This is a genomic window from Leisingera sp. UBA4491 (assembly GCF_002388965.1).
Lineage (GTDB): Bacteria > Pseudomonadota > Alphaproteobacteria > Rhodobacterales > Rhodobacteraceae > Leisingera > Leisingera aquaemixtae.
Window position 1 is genome coordinate 330,397 of sequence record NZ_DGNN01000026.1, and the last position, 20,962, is coordinate 351,358.

Here is a 20,962-nt window from a genome sequence, read left to right on the forward strand (position 1 = left end):
GCCCCAAATTTCCCCGCCACCCGGACAATCTGATACCAGGTCGAACTGACACCAGGACAAACTGGCGTCCGAACGGCGCATGTGCGCGGTCAGCGGCGGTTCTGCCGCAGCCCCCGCGCCCAAGCCGGTTGCACAGGCCCGTCCCCTGCCCTATGTGGCGGGCATGACAGATCATTCGGCACAGACATTGCACATCGTGGGCGGCGGCATGGCCGGCTCGGAAGCGGCCTGGCAGGCGGCAAACATGGGCGTTCAGGTGGTGATCCACGAAATGCGCCCCAAGGTGGAAACCTTCGCCCACCAGACCGGCAACCTGGGCGAAATGGTGTGTTCCAATTCCTTCCGCTCCGACGATGACGAACAGAACGCGGTGGGGCTGCTGCACTGGGAAATGCGCCAGGCAAACGGCCTGATCATGACCACCGCCGATCAGCACCGCCTGCCCGCTGGCGGCGCCCTGGCGGTGGACCGCGACCCCTTTGCCGAAACCGTGACCGCCAGGCTGAAGGCGCATCCGAATGTCACTGTTTCTTATGAAGAAATCACCGAACTGCCGGCAGACGGCCACTGGATCTTTGCCACCGGCCCGCTGACCTCGCCGGAACTGGGCAAGGCCATCCAAGCCGAAACCGGAGCAGAGGCGCTGGCCTTCTTCGATGCCATCGCGCCGATTGTCTATGCGGAAAGCATCGACATGTCGCAGGCCTGGATGCAGTCGCGCTATGACAAGGGCGAAACCGAGGAAGAACGCACCGCCTACCTCAACTGCCCGATGGACAAGGACCAGTACGAGGCCTTTATCGACGCATTATTGTCAGCTGACAAAACCGAGTTCCACGAAGGTGAGACCGCGGGCTATTTCGACGGCTGCCTGCCGATCGAGGTGATGGCGGAACGCGGCCGCGAGACCCTGCGCCACGGGCCGATGAAGCCGGTGGGGCTGACCAACCCGCATCAGCCGGACGTCAAGGCCCACGCCGTGGTGCAGCTGCGTCGCGACAACGCGCTGGGAACGCTGTTCAACATCGTCGGCTTCCAGACCAAGATGAAATACGGCGCCCAGACCGAGGTGTTCCGGATGATCCCGGGGCTAGAGAACGCCAGCTTTGCCCGGCTTGGCGGCATCCACCGCAACACTTTCATCAACTCCCCCACCCTTCTGGACGCGCAGATGCGGCTGAAGCGGAAACCCAACATCCGTTTTGCCGGCCAGATCACCGGGGTCGAGGGCTATGTCGAAAGCGCCGCCATGGGCCTCTTGGCAGGACGGATGGCGGCGGCGGAAATCCTCGGCCAGGAGCTGCCGGAGGTGCCGCAGGACAGCGCCATGGGGGCGCTGATCCACCACATCACCGGCGGCGCCGAGGCCAAGACGTTTCAGCCGATGAACGTGAACTTCGGCCTGTTCCGCCCGGTCGACGGCCTCAAAGGCGGCCGCCGCGGCCGGAAAGACCGCTACAAGGCCTACACCGACCGCGCCAAGGCAGCCTGGCAGGCGTGGCTCAGCAACTTTTCCTAGACGCTGCGCAAAGCGCGGGTCTAGACTTGATGCATGAACGACAAATTTCTCGATAAGTCCTACGGGCTTGAGAGCCCGGAGGCGACCCGCGACCACTATGACAGGTGGGCCGCTTCCTATGATGCGGAAATCGCGGAAAACGGTTATGCAACGCCAGGGCGGATTGCCGCGGCGCTGTGGAAATACCTGCCGGACCCGGACGCGCCGGTCCTCGACTTCGGCTGCGGCACCGGCCTCTGCGGCCTGGCGCTGCGCGCGGCCGGATACAACGTGGTCGACGGGCTGGAGCCATCGCCGGAAATGCTGGCCCAGGCCCGCGCCAAAGGCGCCTACCGGCAGCTGGCGCAGCTGGATACTGCGGACAAGACGCCGGTGAAACCGGGCAGCTACCGCGCCATTGCCGGCTGCGGCCTGCTGAGCAAGGGCGCGGCACCGCCTGCCACCTTTGACGTGATCATGCGGGGGCTGGACCGCGGCGGGCTGTTTGCCTTCTCCTTCAACGACCATGCGCTGGAGGACCGCGCCTATACCGGCAAGCTGAATGACTGGCTGGACTGTTCGGCGGCACGGCTGCTATTCAAGGAATACGGCGACCACCTGCCGGGAATAAACCTGAAGTCGACTGTCTATGTGATTGAGAAAGCGTGACATTCACCACCCGTTTTGCGCCTTCGCCAACCGGACCGCTGCACCTGGGCCACGCCTATTCCGCGCTGCTGGCGCATGACATGGCCGTGGCTGCGGGCGGCCGGTTTTTGCTGCGCATCGAAGATATCGACCAGTCCCGCTCCCGCACCGCCTGGGAGGCGCAGATTTATGACGACCTGCATTGGCTGGGCCTTACTTGGCCGCAGCCGGTGATGCGCCAGTCCGAGCGGCTGCCCCGCTACCGCGCCGCGCTGGACCGGCTGACCGCCCTGGGGCTCACCTACCCTTGCCGCTGCAACCGCGCCGATATCGAGGCCGCGGCGGGCGCGCCGCAGGAAGGCGTGCCGCAGTTCGGCCCCGACGGGCGCATCTACCCCGGCACCTGCCGCAGCCGCCTGCCCGGCGAGGCTAAGGAGCGCGACGTGATCCGGCTGAACATGGAAAAGGCCGTCCAGACCGCCGAGCTGCGCAGCTTCAACGAGACCGGGCCGGCATTTGAAGGCACCCACCAGCTGGACCCTGAGCAACTGATCTCAACGGTTGGCGACATCATTCTGGTGCGCCGCAACATGGGCAGCTCCTACCACCTGTCGGTGGTGGCGGATGACGCGGACCAGGGCATCACCCATGCTGTGCGCGGTGCCGACTTGTTCGAGGCCACCCAGATTCACGTGCTGCTGCAAAGCCTGCTGGGTCTGCCCACCCCCGTCTATCACCACCACCGCCTGATCCGAGACGCACAGGGTAAGCGCCTCGCCAAACGCGACGACGCCCGCGCGATTGCAAAATACCGCGCCGAGGGCGCCACCCCGCAGGACATCCGCGGCTTAGTGGGCCTGCCCGCTTCTTCTGGCTGAAAATATCCCCGCCGGAGGCACGGCCCGTCAGGGCCGTTTCCTGAAGGAGATCAGTCCATCGGTGCCATCAGCTCAACCTCGCCGCCTTCCCGCAGCGCGGTGTAAAAACAGGTCCGGCGGTTGGTGTGGCAGGCTGCGCCGGTCTGGCGCACCAGGGCCAGCAGGCAATCCCGGTCGCAATCGACGCGCAGATCCACCAGTTCCTGCACGTGGCCCGACGTCTCCCCCTTAATCCAGAACGCCTGGCGCGAGCGCGACCAATAGGTGACCCGGCGGGTTTCCAGCGTGCGCGCCACCGCGTCCGCGTTCATCCAGGCCATCATCAGCACCTCGCCCGAGGCCTCGTCCTGTGTAATGCAGGGGATCAGGCCCGCATCGTTGTAAACCAGGCTGGCGGGATCAAAGGACGCGGCAATAGACATGGGCAAAAACCTTTTGCATCTGCTGTTCGGCTCCTTATGTATGGGGAACCACCAAGCAGGGAAAGCCCGGGAAAGCGATGTCTGGCGAATCCGATCTGATCAAGCTGTATTCTACGCGCATTCTGGCGCTGGCGGCGGATATTCCGCATCTTGGACGGCTGGACTCGCCGGATGCCACGGTCAAGAAGCGCTCCCCGCTCTGCGGCTCCACCGTCACCGTCGACATCCGCGTCGAGGACGGGCGGATCACGGATTTCGGCCAGGACGTGAAGGCTTGCGCGCTGGGACAGGCCGCGGCGGCTGTGGCCGGCGCCAATGTGATCGGCCGCTCGCTGGCCGAAGTGGAGACCGCCCGCGACCAGCTGAAGGCGATGCTGACCCAGGACGGCCCGGTGCCGCAGCCCCCCTTTGACGGGCTGGAAGTGCTGCAGCCCGCGCGCGAGTTCAAGAACCGCCACGCCTCGATCATGCTGGCGCTGGACGCCACCCTGGAAGCGATGCAGACCGCCGCCAAGGAGCAATGCGCCTGACGGCGGCGTCCTGCGCCACTGATTGTCAAAGACAGCGAACGCCACGGCCGCCCTTGCAGCTATGCAGGGGTGAATTTGCTATTGCATCCGCCCTCCAAACAAAAAACCGCCGCGCATCCGGGCAGGATGGCGGCGGCAGTTATGCTCTGCTGTGCGGGACCCGGGCGGGCCAGGGTGGATCTTGAGGCAATCCATTCGGGGATCGGAACAGGCGGTTGATCCCTTAAGCAGTCCGGGACAGGAAAGGGCCGGCCCGGCACGGCAGAGGCATTCAGGAATGGGAGGAGCAGGTCAGAGCAGGCCCGGCAGATGCAGCGCTGCCACCAGCATCACCATCAGCGAGGCCGCGCCGATGGCGTCCTGCAGCAAGGTGGAATGGGCGTTGTGAATCGTGGTTTTGATCTGTGCAATCATGGCTCGGGCCTCCTCCAGTCTGTCTTTCCGCTCTTTGGCAGTTTTGTTGCCCCTTTGTTCTCATTTTTACCGGCACCTGTAAAGAACTTTTTGAGAACATTTGCGAACAGAATGGAACATCCACGGAGAACACGCGCAGGGGCGCGGCTTAACCCACTGAAATCAAACGGATCGCCTGATCCTGCTTCATCAGCCACAACAGCACCCGCGCCGCCTTGCCGCGGGGGCTTTCCAGTTTCGGGTCGGCTGCCAGCAGCGCCCGCGCGTCGCTTTGCGCCACTTCCATCAGCCCGGCCTGCCGCTCCAGGTCGGCAATCCGGAACCGCGGCAGGCCGGATTGCGCGGTGCCGATCATGTCGCCGGCCCCGCGCATCTGCAGATCGGTCTCCGAGATCCTGAAGCCGTCCTCGGTTTCGCGCAGAACCTCCAGCCGCTTGCGCCCGCCTTCGGTCAGCGGCGGCTGATACATCAGGAGGCAGGTCGACTCGGCGCTGCCGCGCCCGACCCGGCCGCGCAGCTGGTGCAACTGGGCGAGGCCAAAGATCTCTGCCCGCTCAATCACCATGATCGAGGCATTGGGCACGTTCACCCCCACCTCGATCACCGTGGTGGCAACCAGAACCTTGGTCTTGCCCTCCTGGAAGGCCGCCATCGCGGCATCTTTCTCGGCGGGCGGCATCTGGCCGTGAACCAGACCGGCGACGCCCTCGCCCAGCACTGCGCGCAGATGCTTAAAGCGTTCCTCCGCGGCGGTCAGATCGCTCAGCTCCGACTCATCGACCAGCGGGCAGACCCAGTAACACTGCCGCCCCTCCGCAATCGCTTTGCGCAGGTGATCGACCACCTCTTGCATCCGTTCGGTGCTGATAACGGCCGTCTTGACCGGTTTGCGCCCGGGCGGTTTCTCATCCAGCACTGAAACATCCATGTCGCCGTATTGCGCCAGCGCCAGCGAGCGCGGGATCGGCGTCGCGGTCATCACCAGCACATCGGCGCCCTTGCCCTTTTCCGCCAGCTCCATCCGCTGGCGCACGCCAAAGCGGTGCTGCTCGTCGACAATCGCCAGCCGCAGGTCGCGGAATGCGACATCCTGCTGGAACACCGCATGGGTGCCAACCAGAATATGGATATCGCCGCGCTTCAGCGCCGCCAGCTTGGCCTTGCGCTCAGCCCCCTTGTCGCGGCCCGTCAGGATTTCGATCACCACGCCGGCAGTTTCGGCCAGCGGCGCAAGCCCGTCCAAATGCTGCTGCGCCAGAATGCCGGTCGGCGCCATCATCACCCCCTGCCCGCCCGCTTCAACGGCAACCAGCAACGCCATGAAAGCAACCAGGGTTTTCCCCGCCCCCACATCCCCCTGCAAGAGCCTGTTCATGCGCTTGGGCGAGGCCATGTCAGCGGAGATTTCCGCGATGGCCCGCGCCTGAGCGTTGGTGGGCCTGTACGGCAGCGCCTTCAGAACGCGCGATTGCAGCCGGCCGGTGGCATGGCTTTCGATGCCGCGGGACTTTCGCTCCGTCTGGCGGGCCAAGGCCAGGGTCAGCTGATGCGAAAACAGCTCATCATAGGCCAGCCGCGCCCGGGCCGGAGACTGCGGGCTGAGATCGTCCGGGCCCTGCGGCGCATGGGCAGACTGCAGCGCGTCGTGCCAGGCAGGCCAGTTCTCCCTCAGCACCTGCGCCGGGTCGATCCATTCCTCCAGTTCCGGCATCCGCGACAGCGCGCTTTGCGCAGCCTTGTACATGGTTTTCTGCGAGACGCCGTGGGTCAGGCTGTAGACCGGCTCATAGTCCGGGATCTCATGCGCCTCTTCCACCGGCAGCATGTGATCGGGATGCACCATCTGGGCCAGGCCATCGAACAGCTCCAGCTTGCCCGAGACCACCCGGCGCGCGCCCTCCGGCAGCTGCGCCTCCAGATAGCGGCTGCGGCCGTGGAAGAAGACCAGCTGAAACTCGGTCTCCGCGTCCTGCACATGAATGCGGTAAGCGCCACCGCGGCTGCGCGCCGGGCGGTGGCGTCCAATGGTCACCTCAACGGTCACCACCGCGGGCAGGTCCACCCCGCGGATGGTATCGCGGCGCCGCCGGTCCACCACCGAATAAGGCAACGAAAACAAAAGGTCCCGCGGCGTTTCTATATCAATCTGCGTCAGGTTTTGCGCGGTTTTCGGGCCGACACCCTGCAGGGTCTCGGCGCCGGCAAACAGCGGAAACAGGATCTCCGGACGACCGCTCATGCCCCTGCGATCAGCTCCAGCCAGCCGTCTTCATCGAGCGTCTGGATCCCCAGCTCTGCCGCCTTCTTGGCCTTGGAGCCCGCGCCGGGACCAGCCACCAGAATGTCGGTCTTCTTGGAGACGGAGCCGGAGACCTTGGCCCCCAGCGCCTCGGCCCGGGCCTTGGCCTCGGCCCGGGTCATCTTCTCCAATGTGCCGGTGAAGACGACGGTTTTGCCTGCCACCGGGCTGTCCGCGGCCGGCGCATCGGGCGGCACGATGGTCAGTTTCGCCACCAGCCGGTCGATGGCCGCGCGCTCCTCCGGGTTGGCAAAGGCATCTGACAGCGACAGGCCCAGCACCGCGCCGATGCCGTCGACCCCGATCAGGTCCGCCCAGGCAGCAGCGGCCTCGGCCGGAACCTCGCAGGCGGCAACGGCAGCCGCCCGGGTTTCGGAAATGCGGGCCCGGCGGCCCTCCTCCGCGGCGGCCTGGCGTTCGGCCTCTTCCGCTTCATCCGCGGCCCGGTGCGCCAGGGCTGCCGGGCGGGCCGCGTCAATCGCAGCCGCCATGCCTTGCCAGTCCCGGTAGTGCAGCGCCAGATCGCGGCCAGCCACCTCGCCCGCATGGCGGATGCCAAGGGCGAAGATCAGCTTGGCCAGCGGGATCGTGCGCTTTTCCTCAATCGCGGTAAACAGGTTGTCGGCTGATTTCTCTCCCCAGCCTTCGCGGTTCTTGAGCTGTTGCAGGCCAGAGCCGTAATTCTCTTTCAGATCAAATATATCCGCGGGTTCCTTGATCCATCCGTCACTGTGGAACTGCTCCACCTGCTTGGCGCCCAGTCCTTCGATATCAAAGGCCGCGCGGGAGACGAAATGCTTGAGCTTCTCCACCGCCTGCGCCGGGCAGATCAGGCCGCCGGAACAGCGGCGCACGGCATCGCTTTCCTCCCGTTCCGCCGGGCTGCCGCATTCCGGGCATGTGTGCGGGAACTGGTATGGTTCGGCGTCTTCCGGGCGCTTGGACAGGTCCACATCGGCCACCTTCGGGATCACGTCGCCCGCGCGGTAGATCTGCACCCAGTCGCCGATGCGGATATCCTTGCCGCCGCGGATCTCCTCGCCCTTGGAATCGCGCCCCTGGATGTAATCCTCGTTGTGGAGCGTCGCGTTTGAGACCACCACCCCGCCGACAGTCACCGGGGTGAGCCGTGCAACCGGGCTGAGCGCCCCTGTGCGGCCGACCTGAATGTCGATGGCTTCCAGCCGGGTCCAGGCGAGTTCCGCCGGGAACTTATGCGCAATGGCCCAGCGGGGCGTGGTGGAGCGGAACCCCAGCCGCCCCTGCAGCGCCAGATCGTTGACCTTGTAGACCACGCCGTCGATGTCATAGCCCAGCGTCGCGCGCTGCTCCTCGATGCCGCGGTAATGATCAATCATGTCCGCAACGCTGGAGCACAGCCGGGTCAGCGGATTGGTCTGGAACCCGAAGGATTGCAAGCGTTCGATCGCCTCCATCTGCGTTTCTGCCAAAGGCGCGCTTAGCTCACCCCAGCTGTAGGCGAAGAACCGCAAAGGCCTGGCGCGGGTGATTTCCGCATCCAGCTGCCGCAGCGAGCCTGCGGCGGCATTGCGCGGGTTGGCAAAGATCTTGCCGCCGCGCTCCGCATGGCGGGCATTCAGCGCTTCGAAATCGGCGTGGCTCATATAGACTTCGCCGCGCACTTCCAGCACCTCCGGCGCGCCGGTCAGCTCTTGCGGAATATCGGTAATGGTCCGCGCGTTGGCGGTCACGTTTTCGCCCACACTGCCATCGCCGCGGGTGGCGGCCTGAACCAGCTTGCCCTGCTCATAGCGCAAAGACAACGACAACCCGTCAATCTTGGGCTCCGCCGTGTAGCCTAGCGCGGCCTCACCGCCCAGGCCCAGGTATTTGCGGACACTGCGGTCAAAATCGGTGACGTCCTCATCCGCAAAGGCATTGCCCAGCGACAGCATCCGCACCGCATGGGTGATCTTGCCGAATCCGGACGCCGCCGGCGCGCCAACCGCGTCCAGATGGGTGGCCGCATCGGCAAGTTCGGGATAGGCCTCTGCCAGCGCCCGGTAGCGCCGTTTCAGCGAATCATATTCGGCGTCGCTGATCTCCGGCGCATCAGCCTGGTGATAGGCCAGATCCGCCGCCCGCAGCTGGTCCTCCAGCGCCAGAAACTCTGCCCGGGCGTCCTCTGCCGTCAGGCCGGTCACGTCTTTTTCCGAATTCTCTGCCACGCGCGGTCCCTCTTCGTTCTCCCTTCAGGTGATAAGGCTCCGCGCGCGCCGCGTCCAGCGCCTCTGTCAGAGCAGCCCGCGCTGCCGGCAGACATGAAAAAAGCCCGCCAAACGGCAGGCCTTTACAACCGGGGGCACAGCTTTATGTGCCGTCCGGATTTTCATTCTTTCAGGCGCCGACAGCCATCCGATGGCCGCCGGACATTTGATCCTCCTGCGGATCACGCAGCACATAGCCGCGGCCCCAGACGGTTTCGATATAGTTTTCGCCGCCGGTCGCGTTGCTGAGTTTCTTGCGCAACTTGCAGATGAAAACGTCGATGATTTTCAGTTCCGGCTCATCCATGCCGCCATAGAGATGGTTGAGGAACATTTCCTTGGTCAGCGTGGTGCCCTTGCGCAAGGACAGCAGCTCCAGCATCTGGTATTCCTTGCCGGTCAGATGCACCGCCTTGCCATCGGCCTCGACCGTCTTGGCATCCAGGTTGACCGCGATCTTGCCGGTCTTGATGATCGACTGCGAGTGCCCCTTGGACCGGCGGATGATCGCATGGATCCGCGCCACCAGTTCCTCGCGGTGGAACGGCTTGGTCAGATAGTCGTCCGCACCAAAACCGAACCCCTTGATTTTGTTGTCGGTATCATCCGCACCGGACAAAATCAGAATGGGCGTTTCGATGCGGGACATGCGCAGCTGGCGCAGTACCTCATGGCCGTTCATATCGGGCAGCCCCAGATCCAGCAGGATCAGGTCGTAATCATAGAGCTTGGCCAGATCGATCCCCTCCTCGCCCAGATCCGTCGAATAGACGTTCAGGTTGGCGTGGGTCAGCATCAGTTCGATGCTTTTTGCCGTGGTCGGATCATCCTCAACCAAAAGAATGCGCATATTATATTCTCCGCCTGTACACTGTTTCCCTCAGGTCTCGTTAACCTTGGTGGAAAAAAGTTAATGGCCCGTTACCATGATGGTTAATTTACGAATTCAACTCAAGGGCGGCCCCAGCTATTTTGCGTCCGGATTGCGGAATTTCTTCAACCGTGTTGTTTTCAGCGCTTCTTCTCCGTGGTCGGCCACGGCGGCAACCCAGCTGCGGAACTCCTCCTCGCTCAGCCCGTAGCGGCGCATCGCCTCCGTCTGCGGCAGCAGACCGTAGAGCACGCCGCGCACAACCGCAGCCTTGCGCGAGGCGACCCAGCGCTTGGTCGTTTCCGGCGGCAAATCCGCCCGGGTCATGATGGTTCCGTCCGGCAGGGTGACTGCCCGCGGGCCGTCGACTTTCTTCAAAAACATCCGTCTTCCCTTTGAAGATCTTTTTCGTTTTGGTCTGGCAAAAGAATTTCCGATCAGGCTTAACGGGCCGTGAACCACACCCCTTGAGAGTCGTTAGGATTTTCCTATATTCTGCGGCGCCTGCCCCCTTGCCTTCAGGAGCTGCCCCATGGCGCTGGACCACAACACCACTTTGAACTCGCTCGGCTTTGCCAAACCGCCCTCGGAGACCCGGGTGGTGGTGGCCATGTCCGGCGGCGTCGACAGCTCTGTTGTGGCGGCATATCTGGCCGATCAGGGCTATGATGTGGTCGGCGTGACGCTGCAGCTTTATGACCACGGAGCGGCGCTGGCCAAGAAGGGTGCCTGCTGCGCAGGAATCGATATCCACGATGCGCGCCGGGTCGCCGAGGAGCGCGGCTTCCCGCATTACGTGCTGGATTATGAGAACATTTTTAAGGATGCGGTGATTGACGAGTTCGCCGACAGCTATCTGGCGGGTGCGACCCCGGTGCCATGCATCCGCTGCAACGAGCGGGTGAAGTTCAAGGACCTGTTGGAAACCGCCAAGGACCTCGAGGCCGACTGCATGGCCACCGGCCACTACATCCAGCGCAAGATGGGTCCGAACGGGCCGGAGCTGCACTCCGCCGAGGATGCCAACCGCGATCAGAGCTATTTCCTGTTCTCCACCACACCGGAGCAGCTGGATTACCTGCGCTTTCCGCTCGGGCACCTGCCCTCCAAGGACGCAACGCGCGAGATGGCGGCGCAGTACGGGCTGGCGGTGGCGGACAAGCCCGACAGCCAGGACATCTGCTTTGTGCCGGATGGCAACTATGCCTCGGTGATCGAGAAACTGCGCCCCGGTGCTGCAGAGCCGGGAGAGATCGTGCATTCCGACGGACGGGTTCTGGGCAGCCACGAGGGCGTCATCCACTACACGATCGGCCAGCGCCGCGGCCTTGGCATCGGCGGGCTGTCCGAACCGCTTTATGTGGTGAAGCTCGATGTCGACAAGAAGCAGGTGGTGGTCGGCCCCAAGGAGCTGCTGGCCACCCGCACCATCCCGGTGCGCGAAATCAACTGGCTGGGCGATGAGCCCTTCACCAGCCGCAAAGAGTGGCATCTGAAGGTCAAGGTCCGCTCCACCCGCCCCCCGCGCGAGGCCATCATCCGGCCGCTGACGGACACAACTGCCGAGGTGGAACTGCTGACCCCGGAGGAAGGCATCTCCCCCGGCCAGGCCTGCGTGTTCTACGCCAGCGAGGGCAGCCGCATCTTCGGCGGCGGCTGGATCTGGCGCGGCTACTGAAGCGTTCCGCCTGCAACTCCGGGTCAAGGAAGGCGCAGCCTTTGCGCGGCACGCGTGGCTTGTCCTTGACGCGGCATTCCAAACTAAAATTGAAGCAGCGCCTGAGGGCAGCCGTGCCCTTAGGCGCTTCTCGGCAAAAGAAGATCCAACGCCACTTCTCTGCCTGACCGTCAGAGTTCTGCTGGACCGGCGCGGCAAGCTCCGCGCGGGGGCGCAGCGCCCGCGCCACCAGAAGCCGCGTGCCGGAGGCTTTGCATCCGGCGCGCTTTTGCCTCAGTTCTTGCGTAAGCGGTCCAGAACGGCCCGCGCGGCCCGCAGCCCGGGGCCCTCGCCGCCTTGGCCCAGGCGCTGCATGGTCAGTTCCATTGCTTCCAGCTGCGCGCCAGGGTCTGCCGCCAGCGCGTTCAGCCGGGCCGCAATGTTCTCCGGCGTGCAGTCCGGCCCCAGGCATTCCGGCACCACCCGGGTCTCACTCACCAGGTTGACCAGCGTCACCGTGTCGATCAGCGCCATGCGCTTCATGATCTGCCAGGTCAGCCACTGGAACTTATAGGCGATTACCATCGGGGTGCGGACGGCGGCCAGCTCCAGCGAGACGGTGCCGGAGGCGGCCAGAGCCAGGTCCGCCGCGGCAAAGGCGGCGCGCTTGTGGGCTTTGGCTGTGACGGAGTCAAATTCGTTCGGATCGACGAGAACCGTCCCCCTTGGCCAGCTTTGCACGGCATCGCGCACCAGCCCGGCCACCGGTGCTGCGGCGGGCACGACGATCCGGAAATCAGGGTGCTGCGCCGTGAAGCGGTGCAGCGCGCCGCCGAAATCCGGCGCCAGCCGCGCGACTTCGGACCGCCGCGAGCCGGGCAGCGCCAGCACAAACGGCGACTCGCCCAGATCGAATTCTTCCCGGAATGCAGCGATCTCCGCACCGGTGGCCTGCGGTTCGGCAACCACCGGGTGGCCGACAAAATCGCAGTCCATGCCTGCGGCTTCCATGTAAGGCGGCTCAAACGGCAACAGCGCCAACACATGGTCGATCACTTCCGCCATCTTCCCGGCCCGCTTGGGCCGCCAGGCCCAGACCGAGGGTGCCACATAGTGGACCGTGCGGATGCTGCTTTGTTCCTTGACCAGCCGCGCGACGCGCAAGCTGAAGTCCGGGCTGTCGATGGTGATCAGAACATCCGGCTTTGTCTCAAGGACGGCCTCCGCGGTTTCCCGGATCCGGCGTTTCAGGTGACGGTATTTGGGCAGAACCTCTGCCAGCCCCATCACCGACAGCTCGTCCATCGCAAAGCGCGAGACCAGCCCCTGCTCCGCCATCAGCGCCCCGCCGATGCCGTCGAAGCTGACGCCAGGCGCCAGCTGTTTCAGCCCCGCCATCAGCGCCCCGCCCAGCCGGTCGCCCGAAGGCTCCCCGGCCAGGATGAACACCCGCAGGCTCATGCCTCACGCAGCCACAGGTACAGGCCCAGCCGGTCGCAGGCCGCAATCACCGCATCCTGCTCCAGCACGATGACGCCGCCCGCCTCCAGCACGATGCCGGAAAGGCCCGCCCTGGCGGCAGCTTCCACGGTTTCCACGCCGATTGCCGGCAGATCGGCGCGGCGGTCCTGCGCGGGCTTGGGTGCCTTGAACAGCAGTCCGCCCTGCCCGTCCGGGCGCTGCGCCAGCGCGGCCAGCATCCAGTCGGTGCCAAAGACATTCTCCACCGCGATCGCCTGCCGCTTGCGCACGGCGCAGGACTGGCCGATGTCGGCGGCGGACATTGCGGCCACGATCTGCGCGCCGCGGTCCGCGTCCGCTTTGTCCAGTTCGCCCGGCTGAACCTTTGTCGGCACACCAGCCGCCATCAGCAGATCGGGCGCCACTTCATGCGCGGCCCGCACGGCAAAGCCTGCCTGCTCGAAAATCCCGATGATCGCCCGCAAGGCGCCATCATCGCCTGAGGCCAGCGCCCCTTGCAGCACCGGCACCAGCGGCAGGGTGGCCGCATCAATTGCAGAAGGGTCGATATTCGGGCGCTGCACCGCGCCTGCCATGCAGATTTCGGTGACCTCCGCAGCCTTGAGCCGTTCAAGAAAAGACCCCAGCTGTTCGAACCGGAAGGTAATCTCAGGGTCGACCGAATCCGGTTCCGACCCAGCCATCGCACAGATCAGCGGACGGCCCGGAGCACGGGCGGCCACTTCGGCGGGTAAGCCGCCGGTGCCTGCAATCAAAGCCAGCATGGCATCAGCCTCCCGGGGTCAGGAAGGAGCGGTCGCTTTCACCGGTGATGAAGGCAACAATCTCCTGAACGTATGCGCTTTCGGTCTCATCCCCCAGCCGCTTGGCGCGCTCCTGAAAGGTGCCTTCGCCCTGGGCCAGCATCTGGAAGGCAGCGCGCAGGGCGGTGATGTCGCTGCGCGCCACGCCGCGGCGCTTGAGGCCAACTAGGTTCAGCCCGTCCAGTTCGCCGCGCTGCGCCTGCACCAGGCCATAAGGGATCACGTCGTTGGTCACCATGGTGACCGCGCCGATGATCGCGCCCTTGCCGATCCGCACCCACTGGTGAATGCCCGACAGGCCGCCAATGATGACGTCATCCTCCAGCACGCAGTGGCCCGCCACCGCGGCAGAGTTCACCACGATCACCCGGTCGCCGACCTGGGCGTCATGGGCAATGTGGCAGCCCGCCATGAACAGGCCGTCGTCGCCGATGCGGGTCACGCCGCCGCCGCCCTCAGTGCCGGCATTCACCGTCACATGCTCGCGGAAGCGGTTGCGCTTGCCGATCACGGTCTTGCACTTCTCGCCCTTGAACTTCAGGTCCTGCGGGATCTCGCCCAGCACGGCAAAGGGAAAGACCACCGTCTCGTCCCCGATCTCGGTGTCGCCGGTGACGACAACATGGGACTTCAGAACAACCCGGTCCCCCAGAACCACATCGGGGCCAACCACGCAGAACGGGCCGATCTCGCAGTCCTTTCCAAGTTTGGCGCCCTGTTCGATCACGGCACTGGGGTGAATCCGGCTCATGCTTATCCGTCCTTCTGCACGTCGACCATCGCCGAGAATTCGGCCTCGGCAGCCACTTCGCCATCGACGGTGGCACGGCCGGAGAACTTGAAGATCTTGCCGCCCGGCTTGCCGCGCAGAGTCTCCACATGCATTTCCAGCACATCGCCCGGCACCACCTTGCGGCGGAATTTGCACTTGTCGATGTTCATGAAGTAGATCAGCAGATTGGTGTCGACCATATCCATGCCAACCCCCAGCATGACTCCCGCGGTCTGCGCCATCGCCTCGACGATGGTGACGCCCGGCATGATCGGCGTGCCCGGGAAATGGCCCTGGAAGTGCGGCTCGTTCATGGTGACATTCTTGATGCCGCGGGCCGATTTGTAGCTGTCGATATCGACCACCTTGTCGACCAGCAGGAACGGGTAGCGGTGCGGCAGGATCCGCTGGATCAGGTGAATGTCAGCGCTTTGCAGCTCGGTGGTCATGCTTGGTTTCCCATATTCTTCAAATGTGCTGCGCCGTCCCTAGCAAGCAGGCGGCGTTTGGGCAAGTTCGCCGGCTCAGCGATCGCCATCCTCTTGCGCCGCGCCATCCCCCAGCACCGCATCGACCCGGGCGATGGCCAGGCTGGTGATGTCGGCGGCATCCGCGCTCAGGAACACCGAGGCGTGATCGAGGATTGCGCCGGCCCCGGTCTCTCGCAGGATCTGCTGCAGCACCGGCAGCGAAGCGCTGATGAACTCGCGCCGGGCCTCTTCGCCCATCTGCGTGATTTCGCGCAGTTTCTGCTCCTGACGGCGGCGGGTGTCCTGCACTTTCTGATCAAAGGCATCGGCCAGCGCGCGGAACGCCTGCGGCTCCATCCCGCTGCGGCGCTCCGTCAGCTCCAGTTCCTCGCGGCGCAGTTCGGCCTCGATCCGGCGGTTTTCGGCGGTCAGCACCGCGCCTTCCGCCTCCATCTCCCGCTCAACCCGCTGGCCAAAGGCGCTTTCGGAGAACAGCCGCTCCGGCTGAATGGTGAGGATGCCGCTTTGCGGCAGCCCCAGCTGGTAACCGCGCCCCGGTTCCGGCGCCGGCTGCGCGGTGTCCTGCGCAACAGCGGGAGCAGCCCCGAAACAGGCCAGCGCCACGGCAAAACCGCGCGCTGCCCAACCGCCGGGAGCCTGCTGCCGCACCAGATCAGAACCTCGCCTGCAGGGTCAGATCGAAGGCCTGCTCCTCGTCAAAGTCCTCTTTCTTGAGGGCTTTGGAGAAGTTGAACCGCAGCGGTCCAAAGCCTGTGGTCCACAGGAGCGAGAAGCCGACAACGTGACGGAAGGACTGTTCGTTGCCGACGATCCGGTCGGTCGCCAGGGTGTTCACATCTTGCAACCCCCAGAGGCCGCCGACATCATAGAACAGGGCGCCGCGCAGCCCAAGTTCTTCCGGCAGGCCCAGCGGGAACTCCGCATCGAAGCGCGCAACCGCGTAATAGTTGCCGCCCAGGAAGTCATTGTAGTTGCCTCCGTTCGGATTGCCAGAACCCTGGTCCCGCGGTCCGATACCGCCGGGTTCAAACCCCCGGATCACAGAGGGGGTCAGAACAAAACGGTCAATGGTGCGGCTGTTGCCGCCGCCCTCCCATTGGAACGCACCTGCTTCCAGGGTCGCGCGAAGGGTGACCTCCTCATTCCAGATGCGGCGCTGCGCAACAAGCTTGGTGGTTGCCTTTATGTATTCGGAATCGCCGCCAAGCCCGGCGTAGTCGGCGCCGATCTCGACCAGGAAGCCGGCATTCGGATCAAGGCCGGTCAAACGGCTGTCGTACCGGTAGGTGACACCGAAGGCGCTGGAATTCAGCTCTCCCTGCGCGATTTCGCTACGGATGACCGGGCCAGCCAGATTCTGGTTGGTGTCATCATCATCGAACAGCATCTCGTCCGAGTCCCACGTGTAGCGGACCTGCAGCGACGAATCCTCGCCCGTGTTGAAGGTCAGCGCCGGGCGGAAGAAGACGCGTTTGGTCTTGTACTCCGAGAAGCTGGAATCGGTTTCGTTCAGCCCCAGGTCCAGGTCGAACTTCAGCTCCCGGCCCAGCAGATAGGGTTCGGTGAAGCCCAGGACGTAGGAATCCGATTCCGTCGCCGTCGCGATATTGAACGACAGCCGCTGGCCGCGGCCCAGGAAGTTGTTTTCGGTCAGACCGACGCTGACCCCGAAACCATCGGTAACCGAGTAGGCGCCGCCGAGGTTCAGCGAACCGGTCGGCTGTTCCTCGACGTCCACGTCGACAATGACCTGATCCGAAGAGCTGCCCTCGCGGGTCTCGACATCGGCATTGGCAAAGTAGCCCAGAGCCCGGATCCGCTCGGCGCTGTTGCGGATCGAGCGCGGGTTGAACGGGTCGCCTTCGACAGACCGGAACTGCTGGCGGATAACCCGGTCCAGCGTGGTGGTGTTGCCTTCGATGTCGATCCGCTCAACGAAGACACGCGGCCCGCGGGTCAGCACGAATTCGATATCCAGGGTCAGGTTCCGTTCGTTGCGGGTAACCCGCGGTTCGACCCGCAGAAAGTCGATCTCGTTGCGGACGGCCAGACCTTCCATCCGGTCGATCGCGTTTTCGACCAGGGTCGGCGAATAGACCACACCGGGACGGATTTTCAGGGTGGACTGGAACAGGTCGGCGTCGGCTTCCGGCATTTCGCTGGTCACCGTGATGTTGCCGAAGCGGAACTGCTGGCCCTCGGTCACATCCACCACAAGGAACACCGCGTCACGCTCCTGCGTGACTTCGGCGTTGGCGCTGTTGACGCGGAAATCCACATAGCCGCGCGACAGGTAGAAATCACGCAGCACCTGCTTGTCGAATTCCAGACGGTCTTCGATCAGCGTGTCGGAGCGGATGAAGGTGCGCAGCAGACCGGCCTGCTTGGTTTCCAGGATCCGCCGCAGGCGGCGGTCGGAATAGACCCGGTTGCCGGTGAACGACACGCGCTCCACCTCGATGGTTTCGCCTTCCGAAATCTCGAACACCAGGTCGACGCGGTTATTGCTGCGGCGGATGATGCGCGGGGTCACGCGGGAGGCCAGACGGCCCTGCACGCTGTAGGCTTCGGCAATCAGCGCCGCGTCGCGCTCTGCCTGCGAGGGGCTGAACACCCGGCGCGGTGCGGACTCGATGATGTCGCTCAGCGCGTCGTCCTTGAGGCGGCGGTTGCCCTCGAAACTGATCTGGTTGATGGTCGGGAACTCGGTGACCTTGATCACCAGCGTGCTGCCGCGCGGCACGATTTCCACTGTTTCAAATACGCCACTGTCAAGAATGCGCTGATAGGCATCGTTCAGCTCGCCTGCGCTGACCGTCTGGCCGCGCTCAATGCCGGTATAGGCGACAACAGTGGAGGTCTGAATCCGCTGATTGCCCTCCACCTGAACCGAATTGAAGCGGTAGCTTTGCGCCTCCGCCGGCAGCGGCGCCAGCGCGTAACCCAGCGCAACTGCCAGAGAAATGGCAGAAACTTTCCGGTACAAGATATTGATGCCCGACTTACGCTCACCACAGGACTTGCCTGTAACTTTCCCCCAAACCATCTTTTTTACAACCCGATTATTATAGCAGCTTTGGCAAGTGCGTACCGGGTTTGAAAGCGCTTGTCAAAACTATCAGGGCGCATTCTGGCGGCAACCGGCGCGGCGGGCTTGCGCGCCGGTTGCGGGAATCACAACGTGGCGAGCCAGGTGCCTGCGGTCAGCGCGCCAACGATGGCAAATCCGGTCAGCGCCCGGTCCCAGTTCAGCCGCATCAGCAGGCCAAGGCCGCGGTAAGAGTGCGAGAGTGTCTGCATCGGTCATCCCCCAGTTTACGTTTGCGTCTCCGCGCGGCAGCGCTGTCGCAGCCTGCGCGAATTGATAAAACGTTAACGGGGGAATGTGGCGGCAGTTGGGCGGCACTGTGGCCGCCCCTTGGCGCTGCTGCCTGCCCGCTCAGCAGAACAGGTCGTTGCCAAGCGCAAACACCATCAGCGACAGCACGATGGCAATGCCAAGCGACATCAGCACCCGCACCGCCCGGTCGCTGGGCGGACGGCCCGCCACGGCCTCATAGGCGTAGAACATCAGGTGGCCGCCATCCAGCGCCGGCACCGGGAACAGGTTCAGCAGCCCCACCGCGGTGGACAGCACCGCAATGAAGCGGATGAAGCTTTCCGCCCCCTGGCTGGCCATCGCGCCGGAGGTTTCGGCAATGCCGATCGGCCCGGACAGGTTGCAGGTGCTGATGGCGCCGGTAATCATATGCTTCAGACCCGACAGGGACGTGCCGACCACCGCCCAGACCTGGTAAGCGCCCGCCGCCAGCGACTCGCCCAGCCCGGCCTTGTCGGTGGCCGGCTCAAACGCCAGCCCGCCAATAATGCCGATCCGCCAGCGGGTGGCAAAACCGCCGTCGGGCAGCGGTTCATCCGTGCGCCGCGGCGCCAGGGCCATCTCGACCGTTTCGCCGTCGCGCAGCACATCCAGCACCAGCACCTTGCCGTCCGCCGCTTCGACAAGCTCCTTCAGCTGATCAAAAGACACCAGCGATGTGCCGTCCACCGCGACGATCAGGTCATCCGGCTGCAGCCCGGCATCCGAAGCCGCGCTGCGCGGCACCACGCCGCGCACGTACGGCGGGTACAGATACGGGCCGCTGACGCTGAGTTCCGCGCCGTCGCGGCGCACCTGATAGTCCAGCGGCTGCTGCTGCGGCAGCGCCGTGCGGAAATCTTCCCAGGCTTCGGTGTCCAGATAGCTCGGCACCGGCAGGCCGCCTGCGGAGATCAGCTCATCCCCCTGCTGCAGACCGTTTTCAACACCGGCCATCGGCGCCATGTCCCCGACGGTCAGCGGATCGCGCATCACCCCCTGCGACATCGCCACGGCGGCAAAGATGATGGCCGACATCACGAAGTTGAACAAAGGGCCGGCCGCAACCGTTGCCGAGCGGGCCCACAGGGGCGCGCCATGCATGGTCCGGCGCAGCGCCGCCGGGTCCTCGGCGGCCGCCTGCATCGCCTCGGCATCCTTGCCAGAGGCCGCATCGGCATCGCCCAGAAACTTCACATAGCCGCCAAAAGGCAGCGCCGCGATCTGCCAGCGGGTGCCGTGCCTGTCCACCCGGCTCCAAAGCACCGGGCCGAACCCGAGGGAGAACACTTCTGCGTGAATGCCCGACCAGCGGCCGACGATGTAGTGGCCGTACTCATGCACAGCCACAATCACCGACAGCGCGACGACAAAGCTGGCGATCGTATAAAGAAAACCGCCAAACTGCGGGACAAAAGCCAAAATGTCCAAAGATCTACCCTATTTGTTTTTCTGCGGCCCTGGCAGCCTCTTGCCGTGCGAGATGGTCAACCCGGGTCACGTTATCAAGTGTCATTGCAGCATCAATCAGGCTGCTCTCTGCCGCGAAACGCTCCAGCACGGCTTCGGTTACTGCCGCCATGCCGGTGAAACGGATGCGGCCTGCGATGAACGCGTCCAGCGCCTGTTCCTTGGCAGCATTGAAGGCCGCGCCCATCATGCCGCCGCGCTCCATCACCTCATAGGCCAGCCGCAGCGCCGGATAGCGGGCGGGGTCCGGGGCGCGGAAGTTCAGCTGACCGATGCGGGCGAGGTCCAGCCGCTCTACCGGCAGGTGCTGGCGGTCCGGCCAATGCAGCGCATAGCCGATGGCGTGCCGCATGTCGGCGGCCCCCAGATGCGCCATCAGCGCCCCGTCGTTGAAGCCGACCAGCGCATGAACCAGGGATTCGGGATGCACCAGCACTTCGATCTGATCCGGGCGGACGCCAAAGTATTCCCGGGTTTCAATGACTTCCAGCGCCTTGTTGAACATCGATGCGCTGTCGATGGTAATCCGCTGCCCCATGTCCCAGTTGGGGTGCGAGGACGCCTGCGCCAGGGTTGCCTTGGGCAGATCCTCCAGCGGCCAATCGCGGAACGCGCCGCCGGAGGCGGTGATGACGATCCGCTCGACGGCTTCGATGTCCTCGCCCACCAGCCCCTGAAACACCGCCGAATGCTCGCTGTCCACCGGCAGCAGCCGGGCGCCGTGCTTCTCGGCCGTCTCCAGCAGCAGCCGGCCCGCGCAGACCAGCGATTCCTTGTTGGCCAGCGCCAGGGTGGTGCCGTGTTTCAGCGCCTCCAGCCCCGGCGCCAGACCGGCCGCGCCGACGATGGCCGACATGATCCAGTCCGCCGGGCGCGCCGCCGCCTCGACCAGGGCCGCCTGCCCGGCGGCCGCCTCCACGCCGGAGCCTGCCAGCGCCGCCCGCAGATCCGGCAGGCGGTCGTCATAGGCGGTAACGGCCACATCCGCCTGCAGCGCAATGGCATCCTCTGCCAGCCGCGCGATATTCGCGCCGCCGGTCAGGGCCACCACGTCATAGGCACCCGGCGCGCGCCGGATCAGGTCGATGGTGTTCTGCCCAATCGACCCGGTGGCGCCGAAAATCGAAACTTTCCGCATAAT

Annotated in this window: 20 protein-coding genes; 5 read left to right on the forward strand and 15 right to left on the reverse strand. The window is 64.7% G+C overall.

Features of this window, described 5'->3' with window-relative positions; genetic code table 11:
• The first annotated feature begins 163 nt into the window (after window positions 1-163).
• Genes trmFO through gluQRS form a run of 3 tightly spaced genes read left to right on the forward strand, consistent with a single transcriptional unit; the run spans window position 164 to window position 3,024 of the window.
• Entirely contained in the window at window positions 164-1,519 is a 1,356-nt protein-coding gene (trmFO, locus tag B2P87_RS15170; protein WP_141890209.1) for a methylenetetrahydrofolate--tRNA-(uracil(54)-C(5))-methyltransferase (FADH(2)-oxidizing) TrmFO, read from the forward strand.
• Window positions 1,520-1,552: 33 nt separating this feature from the next.
• The gene (locus B2P87_RS15175) at window positions 1,553-2,167 is read left to right on the forward strand and encodes a class I SAM-dependent DNA methyltransferase (RefSeq protein WP_141890208.1); all 615 of its coding nucleotides are present in this window, start codon (window positions 1,553-1,555) and stop codon (window positions 2,165-2,167) included.
• Window positions 2,164-3,024 carry a tRNA glutamyl-Q(34) synthetase GluQRS gene (gluQRS, locus tag B2P87_RS15180; RefSeq protein ID WP_141890207.1) on the forward strand — a complete coding sequence of 287 codons (861 nt, stop codon included), beginning with the start codon at window positions 2,164-2,166 and terminating at the stop codon, window positions 3,022-3,024. Before B2P87_RS15175 ends, gluQRS begins: the two co-directional genes overlap by 4 nt.
• Before the next feature lie 50 nt (window positions 3,025-3,074).
• Here the strand turns inward: gluQRS and hisI are convergent, their stop codons facing one another.
• Window positions 3,075-3,446 (reverse strand): phosphoribosyl-AMP cyclohydrolase, encoded by a 372-nt coding sequence (gene hisI, locus B2P87_RS15185; protein ID WP_141890206.1) that lies wholly within the window; start codon window positions 3,444-3,446, stop codon window positions 3,075-3,077.
• A gap of 77 nt (window positions 3,447-3,523) precedes the next feature.
• Here hisI and B2P87_RS15190 point away from each other — a divergent pair, with 77 nt between their 5' ends.
• A complete protein-coding gene (locus tag B2P87_RS15190) occupies window positions 3,524-3,976 on the forward strand; it encodes an iron-sulfur cluster assembly scaffold protein (RefSeq protein WP_058286759.1) in 453 nt (150 codons plus the stop codon).
• Window positions 3,977-4,267: 291 nt separating this feature from the next.
• Here the strand turns inward: B2P87_RS15190 and B2P87_RS15195 are convergent, their stop codons facing one another.
• From B2P87_RS15195 to B2P87_RS15215, 5 genes are all read right to left on the reverse strand, one after another.
• Window positions 4,268-4,390: a hypothetical protein gene (locus B2P87_RS15195; protein ID WP_259937640.1), complete on the reverse strand. Its 123-nt coding sequence runs from the start codon at window positions 4,388-4,390 to the stop codon at window positions 4,268-4,270.
• A 148-nt stretch (window positions 4,391-4,538) separates the two neighbouring features.
• Window positions 4,539-6,629 carry an ATP-dependent DNA helicase RecG gene (recG, locus tag B2P87_RS15200; protein ID WP_141890205.1) on the reverse strand — a complete coding sequence of 697 codons (2,091 nt, stop codon included), beginning with the start codon at window positions 6,627-6,629 and terminating at the stop codon, window positions 4,539-4,541.
• Window positions 6,626-8,845: an NAD-dependent DNA ligase LigA gene (gene ligA, locus B2P87_RS15205; protein WP_141892066.1), complete on the reverse strand. Its 2,220-nt coding sequence runs from the start codon at window positions 8,843-8,845 to the stop codon at window positions 6,626-6,628. The genes recG and ligA overlap by 4 nt, the downstream gene beginning before the upstream one ends.
• 202 nt (window positions 8,846-9,047) lie before the next feature.
• Window positions 9,048-9,767 (reverse strand): response regulator transcription factor CtrA, encoded by a 720-nt coding sequence (gene ctrA / locus B2P87_RS15210; protein WP_141890204.1) that lies wholly within the window; start codon window positions 9,765-9,767, stop codon window positions 9,048-9,050.
• A gap of 117 nt (window positions 9,768-9,884) precedes the next feature.
• Window positions 9,885-10,172: a DUF1153 domain-containing protein gene (locus tag B2P87_RS15215; protein ID WP_008557698.1), complete on the reverse strand. Its 288-nt coding sequence runs from the start codon at window positions 10,170-10,172 to the stop codon at window positions 9,885-9,887.
• A 148-nt stretch (window positions 10,173-10,320) separates the two neighbouring features.
• Between B2P87_RS15215 and mnmA the strand changes: the two genes are divergently transcribed.
• Complete coding sequence (gene mnmA, locus B2P87_RS15220) at window positions 10,321-11,466, forward strand: tRNA 2-thiouridine(34) synthase MnmA (RefSeq protein ID WP_141890203.1); 1,146 nt, start codon at window positions 10,321-10,323, stop codon at window positions 11,464-11,466.
• A gap of 273 nt (window positions 11,467-11,739) precedes the next feature.
• Here mnmA and lpxB read toward each other — a convergent pair whose 3' ends face one another.
• From lpxB to dxr, 9 genes are all read right to left on the reverse strand, one after another.
• Complete coding sequence (gene lpxB, locus B2P87_RS15225; RefSeq protein ID WP_141890202.1) at window positions 11,740-12,906, reverse strand: lipid-A-disaccharide synthase; 1,167 nt, start codon at window positions 12,904-12,906, stop codon at window positions 11,740-11,742.
• Window positions 12,903-13,691 (reverse strand): LpxI family protein, encoded by a 789-nt coding sequence (locus B2P87_RS15230; RefSeq protein WP_141890201.1) that lies wholly within the window; start codon window positions 13,689-13,691, stop codon window positions 12,903-12,905. Before B2P87_RS15230 ends, lpxB begins: the two co-directional genes overlap by 4 nt.
• 4 nt (window positions 13,692-13,695) lie before the next feature.
• A complete protein-coding gene (gene lpxA / locus B2P87_RS15235; protein WP_141890200.1) occupies window positions 13,696-14,481 on the reverse strand; it encodes an acyl-ACP--UDP-N-acetylglucosamine O-acyltransferase in 786 nt (261 codons plus the stop codon).
• Between the two features lie 2 nt (window positions 14,482-14,483).
• Window positions 14,484-14,951: a 3-hydroxyacyl-ACP dehydratase FabZ gene (fabZ, locus tag B2P87_RS15240; RefSeq protein ID WP_141890199.1), complete on the reverse strand. Its 468-nt coding sequence runs from the start codon at window positions 14,949-14,951 to the stop codon at window positions 14,484-14,486.
• 75 nt (window positions 14,952-15,026) lie between these two features.
• On the reverse strand, window positions 15,027-15,641 hold the full coding sequence (locus B2P87_RS15245) for an OmpH family outer membrane protein (protein WP_244940798.1): 615 nt from the start codon (window positions 15,639-15,641) through the stop codon (window positions 15,027-15,029).
• A gap of 4 nt (window positions 15,642-15,645) precedes the next feature.
• Complete coding sequence (bamA, locus tag B2P87_RS15250; RefSeq protein ID WP_141890198.1) at window positions 15,646-18,039, reverse strand: outer membrane protein assembly factor BamA; 2,394 nt, start codon at window positions 18,037-18,039, stop codon at window positions 15,646-15,648.
• Window positions 18,040-18,167: 128 nt separating this feature from the next.
• The gene (locus tag B2P87_RS15255) at window positions 18,168-18,293 is read right to left on the reverse strand and encodes a hypothetical protein (RefSeq protein ID WP_259937689.1); all 126 of its coding nucleotides are present in this window, start codon (window positions 18,291-18,293) and stop codon (window positions 18,168-18,170) included.
• A 139-nt stretch (window positions 18,294-18,432) separates the two neighbouring features.
• Window positions 18,433-19,782, reverse strand: a complete 1,350-nt coding sequence (rseP, locus tag B2P87_RS15260) for an RIP metalloprotease RseP (protein ID WP_141890197.1) — start codon at window positions 19,780-19,782, stop codon at window positions 18,433-18,435.
• A gap of 4 nt (window positions 19,783-19,786) precedes the next feature.
• Window positions 19,787-20,959 (reverse strand): 1-deoxy-D-xylulose-5-phosphate reductoisomerase, encoded by a 1,173-nt coding sequence (gene dxr / locus B2P87_RS15265; protein WP_141890196.1) that lies wholly within the window; start codon window positions 20,957-20,959, stop codon window positions 19,787-19,789.
• Window positions 20,960-20,962: the final 3 nt, after the last annotated feature.